Below are 17,889 nucleotides of genomic sequence, written 5' to 3' on the forward strand. Positions count from 1 at the left end.
TGGACCGGCTCATGCGGATCGCGGGGATTCACGGGAGGAATCGGGAGGTTGGAAAGGGGCTGCGCGCCCAGCAGCGCACTGAACGCCGTCGGGTGCACCGCGGGCGAGATCAGGAAGCCCTGCGCGCAATCGCAGCCGATGCGTCGCAGCAATTGCCGTTCTTCCTCGGTCTCGACGCCTTCGGCGGTGACCCGCAGCCCCAGTTGCCGTCCAAGCTGCGCCGCGGACCGCAACGCGGCCGCGCGGGCCTCGTCGCCGGGTGCCCCGTGGACGAAGGCGCGGTCGATCTTCAATTCGGTGAAAGGCGTCGAGATCAGGCTGTAGAGCGAGCTGTAGCCCTTGCCGAAATCGTCCTGCGCCAGGCCGAAGCCCTGCAGCCGCAGCCGGCTGGCGCCCATATGATAATTGCCCGGCGCCACCGTCATGTCGTCTTCCAGCAGTTCGAAGGTGATGTCCTCGGCGGCCAGGCCCTGCCCGACGACCCGCTGCAGCAATTCATCCGGCAGTCGCGGCCGGTCCAGCAGCCGCACCGGCAGGTTGATCGACACCGGAATGCGAAAGCCGGCGCGGCGCCAGGCGCCACTGGCCGCGAGACTGTCGTCGACCATGCGGATCAGCAGTTCGTGCTCCAGGCCGTGGCGGCGCACCGCCGGCAGGAACGCGCCCGGCAGCAACAGGCCCTGGTCGCGATGGCGCCAGCGCGCCAGCGCCTCGGCCCCGACGATGGCGCCGGACGCCAGCGACTGCTTGGGCTGGAACCAGGCCTGGATGGCGCCGTCGCGCAAGGCCGCCGCCACCTCGTCGCGCGTCGGCGCGTAGCCCGCGCCATCGGGCCGCGCCGCGGCCCGCCCCGATACCCGGTCGAGCCACTGCGCCGCGATGCCGGCGATCTGTTCGCCCGTGACGGGCTTGACGAAGACGCCGAGCAGCGGCAGGCCGATTTCACGGGCCATCAAGCCGATGCTGTTGGCCAGCGCACGCCCACATCCGGTGACGACCGCCAGCATCGGCGGCTGCGTCAGTCCGGCCAGTTCGCGGATGAACTGCGCGCCGTCCATGCCGGGCATGCGGATGTCCGTCAGCACCAGGTCGTAGTGCGCGTCGCGCAGGCATTCGAGCGCGGCGGCGGCGCTCTCGGCGGTGTCGACGTGGCCGACGCAGGCCTGTCGCAGCAGGTCGCGCAGCGACAGGCACTGCAGCGGATGATCGTCCAGGACCAGCGCCCGGCAGGCGGCCAGCGAGGTCATGTCGGCTCCTTCGCGATCCCATGCAGGGTCTGCGCCAGCACCAGGAAGGGCAGCGGCTTGCCCAGCACCTGGTCCATGCCCGCGGCCAGCCCGCGCTGCGCGATCTCGGCGCTTGAGCCCGACGTCAGGCCGATGATCGGGCCGGCGTGGCCCGCGTCGCGCAGCGCCCGCGCCAGCTGGTAGCCGTCCAGGACGGGCATGTTCAGGTCGGTCAGCACCAGGTCGAATGGCTGCGCGCGCCACTGCCGCAGGGCTTCGTCGCCCTGGCTGGCCAGCGTCACCGCGCAGCCCAGGTGTTCCAGCTGCTCGCGCAGGATCCGCTGATTGATGGCGTTGTCCTCGACCACCAGCACCCGCAGCTCCAGCGGGCGCGAGGCTCCCCCCGCCACGCCGGGCGCGCCGGGCTCGGCGCCGTCCTGCGCCATGCGCACGGCGCGGCAGATGCTGACCGGATCGGACGCGCTCGCCACGCCATCGGCCGCGTCGACCATGAAGGCGTCCTGGCTCGCGCCGGGCGCCCACACCCTGACCTGCCTTTGCCGCCATGGCGGCGCCGGCGTTGACGGCGGCCAGGTCCGCACCAGCACCGCGTCCGCCGGCCCGGCGGCATCGCCCGCCTGGCGGTACGGCAGCGCGACCGCGCCGCACGCGCTCAGCCAGCCGCGCACGTTGTCGACCACTTCGGGCACCGCGCCGTCGACATACACCGGCCGCGGCGCCAGCGTGACCGGCGCGGCGCCGACGGCTTCGTCCGCGGCCAGCGTCAGGCAGAACGCGATGCTGGTGCCCAGCCCTTCCTCGCTGACCACCGACAGCCCGCCGCCCATCAGGTCGGACAGGCGCCGGCAGATCGTCAGCCCCAGCCCGGTGCCGCCGCTGTCGCTGCCCTGCCCCGCCGGGACACGGAAATACGGCTCGAACAAGCGCGCGCGGTGGTCCTCGCGGATGCCCGGGCCGGTATCGGCCACCTGGAACCGCAGCCGCACCTGCCCCGGCTCGCCGGTGGCGGCGACGCAGGCGCGCAGCACCACGCGGCCGGCCTCGGTGAACTTGACCGCGTTGCTGACCAGATTGTTGAGGATCTGCTGGATGCGCACCGCGTCGCCGCGCAACGTCATCGGCATCCCGACCTCGGTCAGCGCGTACAGGGTCAGCCCCTTGGCCGCGGCGCGCGCCGCGTAATTGGCCACCACCTGCTCGACCAGCTCGGCCGGCGAGAACGCGCCGATCTCCAGTTCCTCGCGGCCCGCCTCGATGCGCGACAGGTCCAGCGTGCCGTTGATGGTGCGCAGCAGCGTCGACGAGGACTGCTGGATCGTGTCCAGGTACTGCCGCTGCGGCGCGCTCAGGCCGCTCATGGCCAGCAGTTCGAGCGTGCCGAGGATGCCGTAGAGCGGCGTGCGGATTTCATGGCTGATGGTGGCGAAGAACATCGCCTTCGATGCGCTGGCCTGGTCGGTGGCCAGCTTGGCCTGGCGCAGCGCGTGCTCGACCTTCTTCTGCGCCGTGATGTCGCTGATGCCGCACAGCACGACGTCCTCGGATTGATAGGTGGTGGCGGCGAACGCCACGTAGGCGCTGCGGCCGTTCTCCAGCGTGCATTCCTCGCCGCCGGTTTCGGCGCCCGCCCGCAGCAGCGTTTCGCGCCAGTGGTCGCGCTCGCCTAGCCATTGGTGCGCGGCGGCGTTCGACAACAGCACGGCGCCATCGGCGCGCCGCAACAGGCACAGCCCGACCGGCGCCACCTCGACGATCTTGCGATTGAGCGCCACGCTGTCCACCAGCGCCGCATATTGCCGCTGCGCCGGCTTCACCAGCCGGTGGCGCAGATGGCGCACCGCCAGCAGCACCGCCAGCAGCAGCGCCAACGCCACCCCGGCGGCCGCCTGGAACGCCGGCGCGCCATCCTCGATCAGGTCGCTGATCGGCACGTAATAGGCCAGCCGCCAACCCGCCTCGCCCACCGACTTGACCAGCACCAGGGTCTGCGGCCACCAGCCCGCGCCGCGCAGGCGGAACGAATCGCGCGACAGGTAGGCCGGCGTCTCCTCGACCCGCGGCGGCAGCTTGCCGCCATGCAGGGCCATGGCGCCGTCGCCGTCATACAGCGCGTAGCTGGCCCCGCCGCTGGCGCACTCCGCCGGGTCCACCACCGCGCCCAGGCCGCCGACCTCGAGTCCGATCCAGGTGCGCTCCTCGCCCGCGACGTCGGCCGGCGTATAGAGGAACAGGCGATTGGCCGGATCCATCGGCGGCCGCAGCCAGACGATCGGCGTGCGGCCGTCCGGCCCCGGCCGCGCGCTGCGCAGCCTTAGCGCCTGCGCCAGCCAGCGGGCGATGTCGGCGGACATCGGCGTGACGCCGCCATCGGCCGGCAGCGCCAGCCGCGCGGCCGCGCCGCCGGACGGCGAAACATAGACCACGTGGGCGCGCAATTGCGCCACGTTGACGCGGTCGCGCGGCGTGAGGATCAACGCCCATTCAAAAGCGCCGCCGGCATCGGCCAGCGGCGCCACCCTGATCTGGCCGGACGGCCCGAGCGTTTGCGGCGTCTGCGACAACGGCAAGCGGCGGCTGTTGCGCACGGTCGAGGCGGCCACGGATCGCAGCAGGGCCTCGCGCTGGTCGAAATACAGCTGGGCGTTGTAGGCGCCGGCATTCATGCGGCGGCGGTACTTCGAGACTTCGGCGGTGAACGCCCCGTAGGCGTACAGCGCGGTCCCCACCAGGATGCAGGCCGCGAGCGCGACGGCGAACAGGTGCAGCAGAAGCATGGACAGTCCAGGCGCCGCCGCCGTCGGGGCTTCCCGGGTACGGGGGTCTAGGATCATGCCGCCGATCATAGAATTCCGTCCTACCGCCAAAACCAAGAATTTTCTCAAAGCCGGCGCGGCGCCGGCCCGTCGCGCGATGAATCGCGCGCGCAAAGAAAAAACCCGCAGAACTTGCGTTCTGCGGGTTTCTTACCAGCCTGGCATGCCAGGCTGGAAATCTGGCGGAGATGGTGGGATTCGAACCCACGATGCAGTTTTTAGCCACATACTCCCTTAGCAGGGGAGCCCCTTCAGCCTCTCGGGCACATCTCCGAAGAGAACGAGATTCTAGCACGACTTTTTACACTATTGCCCGCGCGATGCCGCGGACGTGAAAAAAACCGTGCCGGACCTGCGTCGCTCAGGCCTTGGCGGCGGGCGCCTGGTCCAGGCCGAAGGCCTTGTGCAGCGCGCGCACGCCCAGTTCCATGTACTTGTCGTCGATGATGACCGAGGTCTTGATCTCGCTGGTGCTGATCATCTGGATGTTGATGCTTTCCTGCGAAAGCGTCTGGAACATCAGGCTGGCCACGCCGACGTGCGAGCGCATGCCGATGCCGACGATCGAGACCTTGGCGACCTTCTCGTCGGTCGACAGTTCACGCGCGCCCACGGCGGGGATGACTTCGCGCTTGAGCAGGTCGACGGCGCGCGCGAACTCGTTGCGGTTCACGGTGAACGAGAAATCGGTCGTGCCAGCCACGGACTGGTTCTGCACGATCATGTCGACGTCGATGTTGGCGGCGGCGACAGGGCCCAGGATCGAGAAGGCGATGCCGGGCTTGTCGGGCACGCCCAACAGGGTGATTTTGGCTTCGTCGCGGCTGAAGGCGATGCCGGAGACAACGGCGGCTTCCATTTTTTCGTCTTCCTCAAAAGTAATCAGCGTGCCCGAACGCATTTCTTCGTCGAGCGGGATGAGCGGGTCGGTCAGCGAGGACAGCACCCGCGTCGGCACACGGTATTTGCCGGCGAATTCGACCGAGCGGATCTGCAGGACCTTGGAGCCCAGCGAGGCCATTTCCAGCATTTCCTCGAAGGAAACGACGGCCATGCGGCGCGCTTCGGGCACCACCCGCGGATCGGTCGTGTAGACGCCATCCACATCGGTGTAGATCAGGCATTCATCGGCCTTGAGCGCCGCCGCCACGGCCACGGCCGAGGTGTCGGAGCCGCCGCGGCCCAGGGTGGTGATGTGGCCGTCAGGGTCCACGCCCTGGAAGCCGGTGACGATGACCACGCGGCCGGCGTCGAGGTCGCCGCGGATGCGGGCGTCGTCGATCGAGGTGATGCGGGCCTTGGTGAACGACGAATCGGTGCGCACCGGCACCTGCCAGCCCGCGTAGCTGCGGGCGGCGACGCCTTCGGCTTGCAGCGCGATGGCCAACAGGCCGCTGCTAGCCTGCTCGCCGGTGGCGGCGATCATGTCGAGCTCGCGCGCGTCGGGCTGGGGCGTAATCTCGCGCGCCAGGCCCAGCAGGCGATTGGTTTCGCCTGCCATGGCCGACGGCACCACGACAACCTGGTGGCCGGCAGCGTGCCACTTCGCGACGCGTCGCGCCACGTTCCGGATGCGCTCGACCGAGCCCATCGAAGTACCGCCATATTTATGAACGATCAGGGACATCTCGTACTCTGGCTGGGGACCCGCCGCAAGAGTGTTGACGGGCAAAACCTCATATTCTATCCCGACGGTGAAAATTTGCGCAGGCCATGGAATTTTCTTTCCAGGGAACGGTCGTTTTTTCAGGAAAAATGTCGTTTTGCTGGGGATTTGACCGCGCTGGCCGGCGTTTTTCGCGCGGCGTCAGGGCGCCGGGGCCGGCCGCGGCTCGATCCAGACGCGCCCACGATGGCAGCGCACCACGTGGCCGGCCTGCTCCACCCGCAGCTGGCGGTCATGCCCCAGGCTGTGCAGCCCGCGCAATTGGCGCAGCAGATCGTTCATGCGCGCCTCGGTCGGCATGCGGGCGCCATTGCGTTCGAGCCAGTGGCGCAGCACATGGACCTGGCGCGCCGGCGACAGCTGGCGCCAGGCCGCCAGCGAAAAGCTGACGCCGTCCACATCGGGCTCGAGCGCGGCGAAGTCCTCGCGCGCCACCTCGTCCAGGATCTCGCCGGCCTCGGCCATGTGCCGAGCATGGCGGGCGACGATGCCGCGCCAGCCGGGCCAGCGCGCATCGAGCGCCGGCGCCAGCAGTTCGCGCAGCGCGGCGCGGGTGTAGCGCGGATCGGCGTTGGTCGGGTCCTGCACCGGCTGCCAGCCGCTGGCGTCGGCGAATTGCCGCGCGGCCTGCAGGATCGTCTCGCGGTCCTGCTCCAGCCACGGCCGCAGATAGGCCAGGCCGTCACGCGATGTGAGCGGCGCCATGGCCGCCATGCCGGCCAGCCCGGTGCCGCGCAGCAGGCGCAGCAGGACGGTCTCGGCCTGGTCGTTGCGGTGATGCGCCAGCAGCACCAGGCCGATGCCCTCTTCGTGGGCCAGCCGCGCCAGCGCGGCGTAGCGGGCGTCGCGGGCGGCGGCCTCGATGCCCTTGCCGCCGGCCGCGTCGACCTCGACCCGGGCCTGCCGCAGCGGCAGCCCCAGCAGGCCGGCCAGCGCCTGAACCTGATCGCGCCAGCCGTCGGCGGCGGCCTGCAGGCCATGGTGCACGTGCAGCAGCACCACGCCGGCGCCGAGTTCCCGCGCCACGGCGGCCGCGTGCAGCGCCAGCATGGCCGAATCGGCGCCGCCGCTGACGGCCACGGCGAAACGCCCCGGCGGTTGCGGCAGGGCCTGCAGGGCGCGGCGCAGGGCCGCGATCAGGTCAATCGAGACGGGATGGGGGAAGGCAGTCCCCCCGGCGGATGAAACGGGCGCGGGGGACGGGGATGTCATGGCGGCGGGCGCGGGCCGGTGGCGGCCGCGGCGCCGGCGCAGGCCGGCGCGCGCGCATCGCTCAGGCGCGCACTTCCTGGAAGGCGCCGTAGGACAGCACGCGTTGCACGCGCTGTTCCACGAGCTGCTCGGGCGTCAGGCCCTGCAGCTGGCGCAGGGCGTCGCCCAGCGCGCGGCGCAGCAGGCGCGCCATGACGCGCGGGTCGCGGTGCGCGCCGCCCACGGGTTCGTTGATGACGCGGTCGACCAGGCCCAGGTCCTTCAGGCGCGGGGCGATGATGGCCAGCGCCTCGGCGGCCTCGGGCGCCTTGTCGGCGCTGCGCCACAGGATCGAGGCGCAGCCTTCGGGCGAGATCACCGCGTAGGTGGCGTACTGCAGCATCAGCACCGCGTTGCCCACGGCGATCGCCAGCGCGCCGCCCGAACCGCCTTCACCGATGATGGTGACGATCACGGGCACCTTCAGCTCGGCCATGGCGTACAGGTTGTGGCCGATGGCTTCGGACTGGCCGCGTTCCTCGGCGCCGATGCCGGGATAGGCGCCCGGGGTGTCGACGAAGGTGAACACGGGAATGCCGAACTTCTCGGCCAGGCGCATCAGGCGCAGGGCCTTGCGGTAGCCTTCCGGACGCGGCATGCCGAAGTTGCGCGCGGCGCGCTCCTTGGTGTCGCGGCCCTTCTGGTGGCCGATCACCATGCAGGGCGAGCCGTTGAAGCGCGCCAGGCCGCCCACGATGGACTGGTCGTCGGCGTACATGCGGTCGCCGTGCAGTTCGTGGAAGTCGGTGAAGATTTCGCGCACGTAGTCCAGCGTGTAGGGACGCTGGGGGTGGCGGGCGACCAGCGCCGTCTGCCAAGGCGTGAGCTTGGCGTAGATTTCCTTGGCCAGCGACTGGCTCTTCTGCTGCAGACGTCCGATCTCGTCGGAGATGTCCACCGCCGAATCGGCCTGCACATAGCGCAGCTGCTCGATCTTGTTCTCAAGCTCGGCGAGCGGCTGTTCAAATTCCAGAAATGTATTGCGCATGTAGTGTGGTTCCGTAGATGGGCGACCTGGATTGCGTCAGTATTGGACCGGCGTCGGTTCCAGACTGCGCCACAGATACCAGGTTGCCACGGTACGCCAGGGTTGCCACGCCAACGAGACTTCGCGAGCCTCGAAGCGCGAGACAGGCTCGCCGCTGAAATAGTGTAGCGAGATTGCCTTGAGCAACCCAGGATCATCCAGCGGCAGAACATCGGGCCGCTGCAGATTGAAAATCAAAAACATCTCCGCCGTCCAGCGTCCGATGCCGCGGATGGCGGTCAATTCCGAAATGACGGCCTCGTCGTCCATGGCCGCCCATTTCTCGGGGTGCACCCGGCGTTCGCCGAAATGCACCGCCAGATCCAGCACGTATTCGGCCTTGCGCTGCGACAGGCCGGCCGCGCGCAGGCCTTCCAGGCCGACGCGCAGCACCGCCACCGGCGTGGGACGCTTGCCGGCGGCTTCCAGGAACTTGTCCCAGACGGCATCGGCCGCCTTGGCCGAGACCTGCTGGCCGATGATGGCGCGGGCCAGCGTCACGAACGGCGTGCCCCGCGACGTCAGCCAGACCTCGGGGTGCTGGGGAATGATCTTTTTCAGGATGCGGTCGCGCCGCATCAGGTGGGCGACGGCGGCTTCCCAATAATCCGGCTTGGGAATGTCGGTATCTGCGATGGACATGTCTGGCGTATCCAGGAGATCAGGCTCGACGCCACTGCGTCAGGCCGCCCGGCTTGTCATCGAGCTCGATACCGGCCTCGCGCAGCTCGGCGCGGATGCGGTCGGCCGCCGCGAAGTCGCGCGCCGCCTTGGCGGCCGCGCGGGCGTCGATCAGGGCCTGGATGGCGGCGGCGTCGAGTTCGGCGCGCGCGCCCTGCTCCATGCCGGCCGCCGAATAGCGGGTGGCCGACTGGAAGTACGTCGCCGGATCCTGCTGCAGCAGGCCCAGCAGGCCGCCCAGGGCCTTGAGCTGGCCGGCGCTGCGGGCGCTCTTGCCGCGGTTGGCCTCGGAGGCCAGCTCGAACAGGGCCGCGACCGCGCCCGAACTGTTGAAATCGTCGTCCATGGCGGCCTTGAAGGCCTGCGCCTGGGGTTCGTTCCAGTCGACGCCCTGGTCGTCGGCCGCCACGTTCTGCAGCGCCTGGTACAGGCGGTCGAGCGCGTTCTGGGCGTCGACCAGGTTGTCCGGCGTGTAGTTCTGCGGGCTGCGGTAGTGGTTGCGCACGATGAAGAAGCGCACCATCTCGGCTTCGCGCGGGTTGACGCGGTAGTCGGCCACGTCGGCCGCCGGCTCGCCCTGGGCGATGGTCTGGCGGATGGTGCGGAAGTTGCCGAGCGACTTGGACATCTTGTCCGAATCGACCATCAGCGGGCCGCAATGCATCCAGATATTGGCCAGCACGCCGCCGAAGGCGCCCTCGGTCTGGGCGATCTCGTTTTCGTGGTGGGGGAATTTCAGGTCGGGACCGCCGCCATGGATGTCCAGCGGCAGGCCGAGCAGCGACTTGCTCATGGCCGAGCACTCGATGTGCCAGCCCGGGCGGCCCAGGCCGTAGGGCGATTCCCACTTGGTGTCGGCCGGCTCTTCTTCCTTGGCCGACTTCCACAGCACGAAGTCGAGCGGGTCGCGCTTGGCCGAGCCCACCGCCACGCGCTCGCCGGCGCGCAGGTCGTCGAGGGTCTTGCCGGACAGCTTGCCGTAGCCCTCGAAGCCGCGCACGGCGTAGTTCACGTCGCCGTCGTCGGCCCGGTAGGCCAGGCCCTTCTGTTCGAGCTTGCCGATGATGTCCAGCATCTCGCCCACGTACTGCGTGGCGCGCGGCTCGCGGTCGGGCGAGTCCACGCCCAGCGCGCGCTCGTCGGCGTGCATGGCGGCGATGTAGAACTCGGTGACCTCGCCGATGCGGCGGCCGGTCTCGACCGCGCGGCGGATGATCTTGTCGTCGATATCCGTGATGTTGCGCACGTAATCGACCGCCAGGCCGCTGGCGCGCAGCCAGCGCTGCACCACATCGAACGACACCAGCATGCGGGCATGGCCCAGGTGGCAGAAGTCATACACGGTCATGCCACACACGTACATGCGCACCTGACCGGCCTGGGCCGGCTTGAACGGTTCTTTGGTACGCGATAACGTGTTGTAGATTTGCAGCATGGCGCTTGTGATGGTCCTGTTCTTTCCGTGGCGGCCGCGGAAAAAGTTGCGCCCGAAGGACGATACCTTCGGGACTTGCCGTCCTGGTCGGGGTGGCTCGGGATGTTGCGCGGGATTCGCCCGGGATTCGCGTCCCTCAGCGTCCGCCCCCAACCAACGGGTCCGCTCCAACCAACGGGTCCGCCCCAACCGAGGGTTTTACTCATTGGTTTCGCCTATTGTCGAGCGATTGTCGAGCCAAAAACCCAACCAAGGCTAAAATGGCGGTCGTCAAGTATAGCAAGCGGCCCGGCCGCGCGCGTCAGCGCCGGCCGGCCACGACTTTTAACGGATGCCCACGTGACTATCAAGCCGCGTTTTTGCGTCACCCTGCTCGCCCTGGCCCTGGCCGGATCGCCGCTCGCCGGCGCCTACGCCCAGTCCATGGCCGGCGGCTCGGGCGAGAACCCGAACGCCAACCGGACCACCCTCGACCCCATCCCGCCCGAAGGCGGCTGGGAAGGCCTGTCGAACGTGCTCAAGTCGGTGCAACCCAGCGTTGACACGCGGCTGCAGCCGTCCGCCTCGCAGATCACCACCCACATCGAACGCCTGCTGAACCGCGGCGACAACGCCGAGGCGCTGGCGATGATCGAAAAGCGCGAAGCCGAGATCAAGGACCAGCGCGGCACCGACGTGCAGCTGATGTTCCAGCACGCCCGCGCCCTGGCCGCGCTCGACCGCAAGGCCGAGGCCATCGACATCTACACCGAGATGACGACCCGCTTCCCCGAGCTGCCGGAACCTTGGAACAACCTGGCGGCTCTATATGCCAGCCGGGGCGAACTTGAAAAAGCGCAGGACGCCCTGCAAATGGCCTTGCGCGCCGACCCGGGCTACGCCGCCGCGCGCGCCAACCTGGGCGACCTGCAACTGCTGCAGGCCCTGCGCACCTACAAGCAGGCCGCCGGCGAAGGCGTGCCGGGCATGCAGGACAAGGCCCGCGAAGTCGAAACCATGCTGAAGGATAGGCAACACAAATGATGTCTCGCTACTCCCCTCTTCACCTGCTGCGCCTGACGGCGTGCTCGTTCGCGCTGGCGTTTGCTCCGGCGCTCGTCAGCGCCGCGCCCGCGGCCGCCCCCTCCAACTCCACCTCTGAAGGCACAAAAGCCATGAGCACCAATCCCCGCGTCAAGCTTCACACCAACCAAGGCGACATGGTCATCACCCTGGACGCCGCCAAGGCGCCCAAGACCGTCGAGAATTTCCTGACCTACGTCAAGGAAGGCTTCTACAACGGCACGGTGTTCCATCGCGTGATCGACGGCTTCATGATCCAGGGCGGCGGTTTCGAGCCCGGCATGAAGCAGAAGCAGACCCATGCCCCGATCGAGAACGAGGCCAACAACGGCCTGAAGAACGACAAGTACACCCTGGCGATGGCCCGCACCAGCGACCCGCACTCGGCCACCGCGCAGTTCTTCATCAACGTCTCGAACAACGACTTCCTGAACTTCACCGCGCCCACGCCGAACGGCTGGGGCTACGCCGTGTTCGGCAGCGTCACCGAAGGCACCGACGTGGTCGACAAGATCAAGGGCGTGAAGACCGGCAACAAGGGCTTCCACCAGAACGTGCCGAACGAAGACGTGATCATCGAGAAGGCCGAAGTTCTTGAATAAGATCGTCCTGTCCGGTCCGATCTGGCTGGCCTCCGACCTGCACCTGGGGCCGGCCACGCCGGCCACCTCGGAGGCCTTCCTGGCCTTCCTGCAGGCGGCCGAGGAAGAAGCCGCCGCCCTGCTGCTGCCGGGCGACATCTTCGACGCCTGGATCGGCGACGACGTGATCCGCGCCGCGCCGCCGTGGCTGGCCACGGCGCTGACGGCGCTGCGCGCCACGGCCGGCCGCATTCCGGTGTGGCTGGGCCGCGGCAACCGCGACTTCCTGATCGGCGAGGAACTGGCCGCCGCGGTGGGCGCCAGGCTGCTGCCCGAGCCGGCGCTGCTGCAGACCGACTACGGCGACATCCTGCTGACCCACGGCGACGAGTTCTGTACCGACGACGCTGCCTACCAGCAGTTCCGCCAGATGGTGCGCAACCCGCAATGGCAAGCCGAGTTCCTGGCCAAGACCATCCCCGAGCGCCTGGCGATGGCGCAGCAGGCCCGCGGCGAAAGCCAGATGGCCAACCAGGCCAAGTCCATGGAGATCATGGACGTCAACGCCGGCGCCGTCGAGCAGGCCTTCCGCGACCACGGCGTCACGCTGATGGTGCACGGCCACACGCACCGCCCCGCCCGCCACGTGCTGGAGGTCGACGGCGCGAAACGCGAACGCTGGGTGCTGCCGGACTGGGACTGTGACCACGTGTCGCCGCCGCGCGGCGGCTGGCTGGTCATCGACCGCGACGGACTGGAGTTCTACGACCTGGAAACGGCCGACTAGGCGGCGCGCCCGCCCTGTCCGCCCCAAGCAAAGGGCCGCGTCATGCGCGGCCCTTTCTTTTTGCCCTCCTGGCGGCGGGGCCCCGGCCTTCAGCGGGTGAAGATCCAGGCCGCCACGATGGCGCCGAACACGATGCGGTACCAGGCGAACACGCGATAGGTGTGGTTGGCGACGAAGCGCAGCACCGCGCGCACCACCACGATGGCGCTCAGGAAGGCCGCCACGAAGCCGACGGCGATGCCGGACAGGTCGTGCTGGGTCAGCAGGTCCATGTTCTTGTACATGTCGTACACGGCCGCGCCCAGCATGGTCGGCATGGCCAGGAAGAACGAGAACTCGGTGGCCGTCTTGCGCTGGATGCCGGCGATCATGCCGCCGATGATGGTGGCGCCCGAGCGCGAGGTGCCGGGGATCATGGCCAGGCACTGCGCCACGCCCACGCCCAGCGCCTGCTTCCAGGTGATCTGTTCCAGGGTGCGGGCGGTGGCGCGCTCGTCCGAGGCGGTGTCGTCGGCCGCGCCCGGCACGTCCCCGGGGGTGTGGCGGGTGCGGCGCTCCACGTACAGCATGATCAGGCCGCCCAGCACCAGCGTCACCACCACCACGCCGGGGTGGTAGAACACCTGCTTGATGGACTTGATGAAAATGGCGCCGATGACCGCCGCCGGCAGGAAGGCGATCAGCAGGTTGCGGGTGAAGGCCACCTCGCTCGCCACGCCGGTCAGCGTGCCGCGGATCAGCTGCAGCAGCCGGGCGCGGAAGATCCACATCACCGCCAGGATCAACCCCAGCTGGATCACCACCTCGAACACCTTGCCCTGGCTGGACTCGAAGTTGATCCAGTCGCCGATCAAAATCAGGTGGCCGGTGCTGGAAACCGGGATGAATTCGGTCAGCCCCTCGACGATGCCGAGGATGAAGGCCTTGATGAGATAGAGCGTGGAGTCAGTCACGATGGCGGAGTTCCTTGGGGCAATGTCGGAGGCTAGTCATGAGTCAGCGACGCGTCTTCGTCGAGCGGCTCGGGCGCGCGCTTCTCGACGCGCACCAGGGCAATGCGGCGACCGTCCATTTCCAGCACTTCGAAGCGGAAATGGTCGTGGTGGATCTCGTATTCGCAGACGTCGCCCGGCTTGGGCAGGTGGCCGAAGCGCGACAGCAGGTAGCCCGCCAGGGTGGAGAAGTCCTGCGCGTCGTCGACCAGGCCCTCGGTTTCCAGCACCTGTTCGACATGGTGCAGGTCGGCCGCGCCGTCAATCTTCCAGATGTTGGGGCCGTCGGCGACGATGTCCGGCAGTTCGTCCTCGTCGGGGAATTCACCGGCGATGGCCTCGAACACGTCGATCGGCGTCACCAGGCCCTCGATGGCGCCGAACTCGTCGGCCACCAGCACCAGCTGGCCGCGCGAGCGCTTGAGGGTGTCCATCAGGCGCAGGATGCCGATCGCCTCGTGCACGATGATCGGGTCGCGCAGGCGGTTGCGGCGCACCCGGCCCTCGGTGATCAGGTCCGCCACCAGGTCCTTGGCGCGGGCGATGCCCAGCACCTCGTCGAGCGAGCCGCGGCAGACCGGGAAGAAGCTGTGCGGCGCCTCGGTGATCTGGCGCCGGATGGTGTCGGGGTCGTCGTCGATGTTGATCCACGACACGTCGGTGCGCGGCGTCATGATCGAGCGGATCGAGCGTTCGGCCAGGGTCAGCACGCCGCTGACCATGTTGCGCTCTTCCACGCCGAAGGCCGGGATGGCGGGGCCGTCGGCGCTGGGCAGGTCGGGTTCGTCGGCCGGCGGGCGCTTGCCCAGCATGCGCAGCACCGCCGAGGCGGTGCGTTCGCGCATCGGACGGCGCGCGTCCAGCTTGAGCAGGTTGCGGCGCGCCAGCTGATTCAACGCCTCGATCGCCACCGAGAAGCCGATGGCGGCGTACAGGTAGCCCTTGGGCACCTTGAAGCCGAAGGCCTCCGCCAGCAGCGAGAAGCCGATCATGAGCAAAAAGCCCAGGCACAGCACCACCACCGTCGGGTGGGCGTTGACGAAGCGCGTCAGCGGCTTGGAGGCCAGCAGCATGATGCCGATGGCGATGACCACGGCGATCATCATGATGGCCAGGTGGTCCACCATGCCGACCGCGGTGATGACCGAGTCCAGCGAGAACACCGCGTCCAGCACCACGATCTGCGTGACGATGACCCAGAAGCTGGCGTACACGCGCGGTCCGGAAGAGCCGCCATGCTGGCCGCCTTCCAGGCGCTCATGCAGCTCCATGGTGCCCTTGAACAGCAGGAAGAAACCGCCGGCCATGAGGATCAGGTCGCGCCCGGAGGGCGCCAGCGGTCCGACCGAAAACAGGGGGGTGGTCAGGGTGACCAGCCACGACATGACCGACAACAGGCCAAGCCGCATGACGAGCGCCAGGCTGAGGCCAAGGATGCGCGCGCGGTCGCGTTGCGACGGGGGCAGCTTGTCCGCCAGGATGGCGATGAAAATCAGGTTATCGATTCCCAGGACGATCTCAAGGACGACCAGGGTAAGCAAGCCGACCCACGCAGCGGGGTCCAGCAGCCACTCCATCAGGAGCTCCAGAAGTTACACGACCGGTAATCGTACCCGGAAAATGCGTGACACGCCGGTGACACGGGTCGTGCGGATGACGGATGGGCGAGGTTTGCATCCCCATCTCCGGCGCTTTTTGAGCGGGCGCTTTCGATCAATATTGTTATATTATAACATTTCATTTAAACGCACCCGGCTCATCGTCAAGGCCTCCCATGATCCGCAAGAACCCGCGCGGCGACCTGCCGCAGATCCACCCCAGCGCCTTCGTCGATCCCACCGCCATTCTCTGCGGCCCGGTCATCGTGGAGGAAAACGTCTTCATCGGCCCCTATGCCGTCATCCGCGCCGACGAGATGGACGCGCAGGGCCGCATCGACCCGATCGTGATCGGCGCGCACTCCAACATCCAGGACGGCGTGGTGATCCATTCCAAGTCGGGCGCGCGCGTGCGCATCGGCCAGCGCACGTCGATCGCGCACCGCGCCATCGTGCACGGCCCCTGCGCGGTGGGCGACGGCGTGTTCATCGGCTTCAACAGCGTGTTGTTCAACTGTACGGTCGAGGACGGCTGCGTGGTGCGCTACAACGCGGTGGTCGATGGCGTCCGCCTGCCGCCGGGCTTCTACGTGCGATCGACCGAGCGCATCGGCCCGGACACCGATCTGGCGTCGCTGCCGCAGGTGCCCGCCGCGGCCAGCGAGTTTTCCGAAGACGTGGCGCGCACCAACAATGCGCTGGTGCATGGCTACAAGAACATCCAGAACGAGTTTTGAATGACGGCACACCCATCGGCCAAGCCCTTCCCCCTCACGCCGCGCCAGGAAACCTCCGCATGATCGACGCCGGGCAACCCTCCCGACGGCAGGCCGACCTGCTGGTGCGCGGGGGCATCGTGCTGCTGCCGGGCGGCGCGATGGCGCGCATCGACATCGCCGCGCGCGACGGCCGCGTGGTGGCGCTGGGCAGCCTGGGCGACTGGCGCGCGGACGCCACGCTGGACGCGGCCGGCCTGCATGTCCTGCCCGGCGTCATCGACAGCCAGGTGCATTTCCGCGAACCCGGCCTGACCCACAAGGAAACCCTCGAAGCCGGCACGCGCGGCGCGGTGCTGGGCGGCGTGACCAGCATCTTCGAAATGCCGAACACCAGCCCGCTGACGCTCACGGCCGTCGATTTGCAGGTCAAGCTCGATGCGGCGCGTGGCCGCGCCTGGTGCGACCATGCGTTCTATATCGGCGGTTCCGCGGTCAATGCCGAGCGACTGGCCGAGCTGGAAGACCTGCCCGGCTGTGCTGGCGTCAAGGTCTTCATGGGCAGTTCCTTCGGCGATCTGCTGGCCGATGAAACCGACGTACTGCGCCGCATCCTGCGCCACGGCCGCCGCCGCATGGCCGTGCATGCCGAGGACGAGGCCCGGCTGCGCGAGCGCAAATCGATCGTGCAGGCCAGCGGCGACATCCGCCAGCACCCTCACTGGCGCGACGTCGAAAGCGCGCTGATGGCCACGCGGCGCATTGTGCGCCTGGCGGCCGAAGCCGGGCGGCGGCTGCACGTGCTGCACGTCTCCAGCGCCGAGGAGATCGCCTTCCTGGCCGGGCACAAGCGGCGCGTCAGCGTCGAAGTCACGCCGCATCACCTCACGCTGCACGCGCCCGACTGCTACGAACGGCTGGGCAGCCTGGCGCAGATGAATCCGCCGGTGCGCGAGCAGCGCCACCAGGATGCGCTGTGGCAGGCCATTCGTGACGGCGTGGTCGATGTCATCGGCAGCGACCACGCGCCGCACACATTGGAAGAGAAGGCCAGGCCCTATCCGCAGTCCCCCAGCGGCATGACGGGCGTGCAGACCCTGCTGCCCCTGATGCTCGACCACGTGCATGCCGGCCGCCTGAGCCTCCCGCGCCTGGCGGACCTGACCAGCGCCGGCCCGGCGCGCCTGTTCGGCATCGAAGGCAAGGGCCGCATCGCGCTGGGCGATGACGCCGATTTCAGCATCGTCGATCTCCAGGCGCGCCGCACCATCCACAACGCCTGGATCGCCAGCGTCAGCGGCTGGACGCCGTATGACGGCCTGCGCGTCACGGGCTGGCCCATTCACACCGTCGTGCGCGGTCATGCCGTCGTGCGCGATGAGGCCCTGGCCGACGCGCCGCCGCAAGGACAGCCGCTGCGGTTCCTGGAGGTTGCGCCCGCCTCCGCGCCCCTCGACTCCTGAAAGAGACGGACTCAACCGCCCAGCTTGAGCGTGCCCTTCATCATGGCCCAGTGGCCGGGGAAGGAGCAGAAGTAGGCGTAGTTCTCGCCCGCGGCGATCTTGGACACGTCGAACGTGACCGAATCGGATTCGCCGCCGCCGATAACCTTGGTGTGGGCGATGACGCGGGTGTCGCCCGCCTTGACGCAGTCCTGCGCCAGGCCGGCGCCCATGCCGTCGGTGGCGACGCCCTGCTTGTCGGCGTCCTTGGTCAGCACCAGGTTGTGGCCCATGGCGACCTTGGCCATCTTGCCGACGTGCTTCAGGTGCACGGTGAACTGCTTGCAGCTCTTGTCGACGACGATTTCCTTGACGTTGTACTGCATGGCGTCGTTGCTTTCGACGGTGGCTTCGCATTGCGCGGCAAGCGCGGGCAGGCTGGCGGCCGACAGCAGGATGGCCAGGGTGGTTTTGGCAAGCATTGAATCTTCTCCGATGACTGAACGGTGTATCTGCGCGTTGCCGGACTCCGCCCGCAACGCCACCGCGCACCAGTCTAGGAGGGGGACCCGGCAAGCCGCTTGATGCGCG

At 68.5% G+C, this 17,889-nt stretch carries 15 protein-coding genes and 1 tRNA gene; 5 read left to right on the forward strand and 11 right to left on the reverse strand.

Features of this window, described 5'->3' with window-relative positions:
* From AOZ49_RS02525 to cysS, 8 genes are all read right to left on the reverse strand, one after another.
* Positions 1–1,247 (reverse strand): EAL domain-containing response regulator (locus tag AOZ49_RS02525; RefSeq protein WP_156355566.1); only part of this gene is annotated, 1,247 nt, incomplete at its 3' end.
* A complete protein-coding gene (locus AOZ49_RS02530) occupies positions 1,244–4,021 on the reverse strand; it encodes an ATP-binding protein (RefSeq protein ID WP_054474226.1) in 2,778 nt (925 codons plus the stop codon). The genes AOZ49_RS02530 and AOZ49_RS02525, both read right to left, overlap by 4 nt.
* A 219-nt stretch (positions 4,022–4,240) precedes the next feature.
* A tRNA-Ser gene (locus AOZ49_RS02535) sits at positions 4,241–4,333 on the reverse strand.
* An 88-nt stretch (positions 4,334–4,421) separates the two neighbouring features.
* Positions 4,422–5,687 carry an aspartate kinase gene (locus tag AOZ49_RS02540; protein ID WP_054431502.1) on the reverse strand — a complete coding sequence of 422 codons (1,266 nt, stop codon included), beginning with the start codon at positions 5,685–5,687 and terminating at the stop codon, positions 4,422–4,424.
* A 180-nt stretch (positions 5,688–5,867) separates the two neighbouring features.
* The gene (tilS, locus tag AOZ49_RS02545; RefSeq protein WP_180180184.1) at positions 5,868–6,854 is read right to left on the reverse strand and encodes a tRNA lysidine(34) synthetase TilS; all 987 of its coding nucleotides are present in this window, start codon (positions 6,852–6,854) and stop codon (positions 5,868–5,870) included.
* 145 nt (positions 6,855–6,999) lie between these two features.
* Positions 7,000–7,965 carry an acetyl-CoA carboxylase carboxyltransferase subunit alpha gene (locus tag AOZ49_RS02550; RefSeq protein ID WP_006390360.1) on the reverse strand — a complete coding sequence of 322 codons (966 nt, stop codon included), beginning with the start codon at positions 7,963–7,965 and terminating at the stop codon, positions 7,000–7,002.
* 36 nt (positions 7,966–8,001) lie between these two features.
* Positions 8,002–8,646, reverse strand: a complete 645-nt coding sequence (locus AOZ49_RS02555) for a DNA-3-methyladenine glycosylase family protein (RefSeq protein WP_006390361.1) — start codon at positions 8,644–8,646, stop codon at positions 8,002–8,004.
* A gap of 19 nt (positions 8,647–8,665) precedes the next feature.
* Entirely contained in the window at positions 8,666–10,120 is a 1,455-nt protein-coding gene (gene cysS, locus AOZ49_RS02560; protein ID WP_054474227.1) for a cysteine--tRNA ligase, read from the reverse strand.
* Positions 10,121–10,459: 339 nt separating this feature from the next.
* Here cysS and AOZ49_RS02565 point away from each other — a divergent pair, with 339 nt between their 5' ends.
* The 3 genes from AOZ49_RS02565 to AOZ49_RS02575 all read left to right on the forward strand — a co-directional run bounded on the left by AOZ49_RS02565 (position 10,460) and on the right by AOZ49_RS02575 (position 12,550).
* Positions 10,460–11,143 carry a tetratricopeptide repeat protein gene (locus AOZ49_RS02565; protein WP_054474228.1) on the forward strand — a complete coding sequence of 228 codons (684 nt, stop codon included), beginning with the start codon at positions 10,460–10,462 and terminating at the stop codon, positions 11,141–11,143.
* 131 nt (positions 11,144–11,274) lie between these two features.
* Positions 11,275–11,784, forward strand: coding sequence for a peptidylprolyl isomerase (locus AOZ49_RS02570; protein WP_026382011.1), 510 nt, complete (start codon positions 11,275–11,277; stop codon positions 11,782–11,784).
* A complete protein-coding gene (locus AOZ49_RS02575) occupies positions 11,777–12,550 on the forward strand; it encodes a UDP-2,3-diacylglucosamine diphosphatase (protein ID WP_054431506.1) in 774 nt (257 codons plus the stop codon). The genes AOZ49_RS02570 and AOZ49_RS02575 overlap by 8 nt, the downstream gene beginning before the upstream one ends.
* Positions 12,551–12,639: 89 nt before the next feature.
* On the opposite strand, the gene AOZ49_RS02580 is transcribed toward AOZ49_RS02575, so the two are convergent.
* Together AOZ49_RS02580 and AOZ49_RS02585 are read right to left on the reverse strand one after the other, a co-directional pair.
* Positions 12,640–13,503 carry an undecaprenyl-diphosphate phosphatase gene (locus tag AOZ49_RS02580; RefSeq protein ID WP_054474229.1) on the reverse strand — a complete coding sequence of 288 codons (864 nt, stop codon included), beginning with the start codon at positions 13,501–13,503 and terminating at the stop codon, positions 12,640–12,642.
* Positions 13,504–13,535: 32 nt separating this feature from the next.
* Positions 13,536–15,119: a TerC family protein gene (locus tag AOZ49_RS02585; RefSeq protein ID WP_054431508.1), complete on the reverse strand. Its 1,584-nt coding sequence runs from the start codon at positions 15,117–15,119 to the stop codon at positions 13,536–13,538.
* 197 nt (positions 15,120–15,316) lie between these two features.
* On the opposite strand from AOZ49_RS02585, the gene AOZ49_RS02590 reads away from it, so the two are divergent.
* Both AOZ49_RS02590 and AOZ49_RS02595 read left to right on the forward strand, forming a co-directional pair.
* Positions 15,317–15,877: a gamma carbonic anhydrase family protein gene (locus tag AOZ49_RS02590; RefSeq protein ID WP_054474230.1), complete on the forward strand. Its 561-nt coding sequence runs from the start codon at positions 15,317–15,319 to the stop codon at positions 15,875–15,877.
* A gap of 59 nt (positions 15,878–15,936) precedes the next feature.
* Positions 15,937–17,319 (forward strand): dihydroorotase, encoded by a 1,383-nt coding sequence (locus AOZ49_RS02595; protein WP_054474231.1) that lies wholly within the window; start codon positions 15,937–15,939, stop codon positions 17,317–17,319.
* 11 nt (positions 17,320–17,330) lie between these two features.
* Here the strand turns inward: AOZ49_RS02595 and azu are convergent, their stop codons facing one another.
* Entirely contained in the window at positions 17,331–17,780 is a 450-nt protein-coding gene (gene azu, locus AOZ49_RS02600; RefSeq protein ID WP_054474232.1) for an azurin, read from the reverse strand.
* Between the last annotated feature and the right edge of the window lie 109 nt (positions 17,781–17,889).

Origin of the sequence: Achromobacter sp. 2789STDY5608615, from assembly GCF_001298995.1 — a bacterium.
GTDB lineage: Bacteria > Pseudomonadota > Gammaproteobacteria > Burkholderiales > Burkholderiaceae_B > Achromobacter > Achromobacter insuavis.

Bases quoted from the DNA above. Each gene is read 5' to 3' on its own strand.
- AOZ49_RS02530 (WP_054474226.1), bottom strand. From the start codon at position 4,021: ATGCTTCTGCTGCACCTGTTCGCCGTCGCGCTCGCGGCCTGCATCCTG.
- AOZ49_RS02540 (WP_054431502.1), bottom strand. From the start codon at position 5,687: ATGTCCCTGATCGTTCATAAATATGGCGGTACTTCGATGGGCTCGGTC.
- AOZ49_RS02550 (WP_006390360.1), bottom strand. From the start codon at position 7,965: ATGCGCAATACATTTCTGGAATTTGAACAGCCGCTCGCCGAGCTTGAG.
- AOZ49_RS02555 (WP_006390361.1), bottom strand. From the start codon at position 8,646: ATGTCCATCGCAGATACCGACATTCCCAAGCCGGATTATTGGGAAGCC.
- cysS (WP_054474227.1), bottom strand. From the start codon at position 10,120: ATGCTGCAAATCTACAACACGTTATCGCGTACCAAAGAACCGTTCAAG.
- AOZ49_RS02570 (WP_026382011.1), top strand. From the start codon at position 11,275: ATGAGCACCAATCCCCGCGTCAAGCTTCACACCAACCAAGGCGACATG.
- AOZ49_RS02585 (WP_054431508.1), bottom strand. From the start codon at position 15,119: ATGGAGTGGCTGCTGGACCCCGCTGCGTGGGTCGGCTTGCTTACCCTG.
- AOZ49_RS02590 (WP_054474230.1), top strand. From the start codon at position 15,317: ATGATCCGCAAGAACCCGCGCGGCGACCTGCCGCAGATCCACCCCAGC.
- AOZ49_RS02595 (WP_054474231.1), top strand. From the start codon at position 15,937: ATGATCGACGCCGGGCAACCCTCCCGACGGCAGGCCGACCTGCTGGTG.
- azu (WP_054474232.1), bottom strand. From the start codon at position 17,780: ATGCTTGCCAAAACCACCCTGGCCATCCTGCTGTCGGCCGCCAGCCTG.